Source organism: bacterium (assembly GCA_035371905.1).
GTDB lineage: Bacteria > Ratteibacteria > UBA8468 > B48-G9 > JAFGKM01 > JAMWDI01.
This window is the reverse complement of record DAORXQ010000159.1, coordinates 1-2,472: the sequence shown is the minus strand read 5'-3', so window position 1 is coordinate 2,472 and position 2,472 is coordinate 1. Positions and strand designations below refer to the sequence as shown.

3 protein-coding genes are annotated in these 2,472 nt (G+C 26.0%); all 3 read right to left on the bottom strand.

The window, feature by feature from the left end:
• Positions 1 to 110 precede the first annotated feature (110 nt).
• Genes PKV21_10000 through PKV21_09990 form a run of 3 tightly spaced genes read right to left on the bottom strand, consistent with a single transcriptional unit; the run spans position 111 to position 2,328 of the window.
• A complete protein-coding gene (locus PKV21_10000; GenBank protein ID HOM27818.1) occupies positions 111 to 401 on the bottom strand; it encodes a hypothetical protein in 291 nt (96 codons plus the stop codon).
• A gap of 17 nt (positions 402 to 418) precedes the next feature.
• Positions 419 to 808 carry a hypothetical protein gene (locus PKV21_09995; GenBank protein ID HOM27817.1) on the bottom strand — a complete coding sequence of 130 codons (390 nt, stop codon included), beginning with the start codon at positions 806 to 808 and terminating at the stop codon, positions 419 to 421.
• Complete coding sequence (locus PKV21_09990; GenBank protein ID HOM27816.1) at positions 805 to 2,328, bottom strand: glycosyltransferase family 39 protein; 1,524 nt, start codon at positions 2,326 to 2,328, stop codon at positions 805 to 807. The genes PKV21_09995 and PKV21_09990 overlap by 4 nt, the downstream gene beginning before the upstream one ends.
• Positions 2,329 to 2,472 lie beyond the last annotated feature (144 nt).

The window sequence follows — 2,472 nt, the reverse complement described above, 5'->3', positions numbered from 1 at the left end:
TTTAACTTTTTTGGTAAATTTCCACCATCAAGTAATAAATGAACATCAATATTTGGTTCCCATCCTAAAAATTCTTTAACTACTTTTAAATGTTCTTTCCTGTTTGCCAATTACTCTCCCTTTTTTGATAAAACTTCTTCTGCTACCTTTGCAATATCTTGTGATAAAAACTTTCCTGTTTTCCATATATTTCTTATAATTTCTCTCGCTGTCTCAAGCCACTCCTCATTCCATTCTCTTAAATCAATACCTGATAAAAGTTCTCCTTCACCCTTTTTGCCACCACCAACAAAATTATCAGACCTTGTTTGATTTATCAATTCAAGAAGTCCTTTTAAACTCTCCAATAAAAAATATCTAACATTATCATGCTTTCTTATCTCATCTTTTATATCTGCCATTTTGACCTCCTTTTTTGTCATTTTACCATTTCATTTATCAACTTCAAAATTTTTTCAACTTTAAAATTCAAAACAGATTTAACCCAGTCAGGAATATCCCCATATTTTTTAAGTTTTTCTCCTTTCATGTCATTTAAAACCTCCCATATTTTTGCACATCTTGAACCTATAATTGCTTTATCTGTAATTATTTCCTCTTTTAAATTCAAATCTTTTTTCAATTCTTTCAAAATTTCTTTTATCTGTTTTATTTTTCCCAAAACTATTCTGTGTCTACCGAAATCTTTCTCAATCTTTAAAAAAATTCTATCATTGTCTAACAAGTTTTCAATTTCATCAATTAAATCTTCTATAATTAAGAAAGAAGAAAAAATCGCATTTTGTATTGAAAAAGGGACTTTTTTCATTTTTTATTAATTATATCAGTTAAAAATTTTTCAGCAAGTTTAAAATTTGGATCAATTTTAAGTGTTCTGTTTAGATACTTTACTGCTATATCAATATAACCCATTTCATAATAAACAATAGCCATTAAAAAATTACTTTTGGGGTCATCTGGTAAAATTCTTAAATAATCCCCTGCCTTTTTAAAGGCATTATTAAGTTTTTTTTCTTCCAAATCTTTTTCAATACTTTTTGCGCTTAAATATCCAAAAATTTTTTTACTTTCTTCTGGCAAAAGTTCTGAAGGAGCATAATTAAACATATATGCAAAAATTAAAACAAAAAGTAATAAAATAAAAGGTTTTAGAAGTTTTTTATTTATGAAAATTTCGTTTAAAACCCATAAAATTAAATATGATGCAGATATTGAAAAACAGCAAACAGCAGGTAATCTATATCTATCTGTAATAAAAAATAAAACAACCCATAAAACATTTGAAATTGTAAAAGTTATATAGAGAAAATTTTTTTTAAATTTTTTAAAGAACAGAATTAAACCAGAAAGACCGGATGGAACTATAAATCCAAATCTTATAAAGGCAAACTTTAAAGATGGTATCAGTTTATCCATTAAATATACATTCATATTCTGAGGCCATTCATAACTGACAAAAAACAAGTTTAATTTTCTTAAAAATAATTTCCAGAAATCAATAGAAAAAACTGAAAGGAGATGTCCTTTCGGATAATAAAAGAGGCCTATTGAATCAGAACTATTTCCAATCCTCCAGTTTTCAGGGCCATTAGAACATATCGGAACAAAAACTTTTCCAACATACCAGTTTCTAATTGTTATAGGTAGAATTACAAGTCCACTTATAAACAGTAATATAAAAAATGTTAATATTTTTTGCTTTGGAGGTGAAATTTTTAAGGAGATAATTTTTTTTTCTGGATATATAATTAATCCAATAAGTAAAAACGGCAAAAAAATTCCAATAGTTGGTTTTGCAAGTGCAGAAAATCCAAGCAAAATTCCTGTTAATAACCACCATTTCAGATTTTTTTTGTTTAATGATATATATATACTGGTAATAAAAGCAATATAGAGAAAAGTTATTATACTATCACTTAAAATAGAAGCAGAATAAACGACAAATGTTTTATAAAAAGCACAAAAAAAACAGGCAACTATACCTGTCTTTTCATCAACAAGTATTTTACCAAGAAGATATATCAAATAACACAAAAAAACATCAATTAAAATTTGAAATATATATATTCCAAATAAATTTCCTCCTGTGATCAAATATAAAAATGAAAGTAAATATGGATAAAATGGAGCCATATAAAAAACTTTTCCGTCAACATAAAAGGGATGTTTTAAAATTTCTTCTGCCCACAAAATAAATGTCTTCTGGTCATGTTTATCCATTATATATGGGTCAAAAAAAACTGTATCTTTCAGAAAGAATAAATACAAAATTCTAATTACAAATGCAAAAAATAAAAAGGAATAAATTATAAGTTTTTTATTTTTCATCCTATATCAATAAAGTCGTTATACTTTTTATGTAAATATTTACTGAACCACATCTACTTTTCTATTTTGTTATATTTCGTTTTTCCTGTCAACTACTCTATTTTCTTAAAGGGGTTTAAACCCCTTTAAAATCCCCAAGAGGTA

What these genes read in the sequence shown, in the direction of transcription:
- PKV21_10000 (HOM27818.1), bottom strand. Translation starts at nt 401, where the DNA reads ATGGCAGATATAAAAGATGAGATAAGAAAGCATGATAATGTTAGATAT.
- PKV21_09995 (HOM27817.1), bottom strand. Translation starts at nt 808, where the DNA reads ATGAAAAAAGTCCCTTTTTCAATACAAAATGCGATTTTTTCTTCTTTC.
- PKV21_09990 (HOM27816.1), bottom strand. Translation starts at nt 2,328, where the DNA reads ATGAAAAATAAAAAACTTATAATTTATTCCTTTTTATTTTTTGCATTT.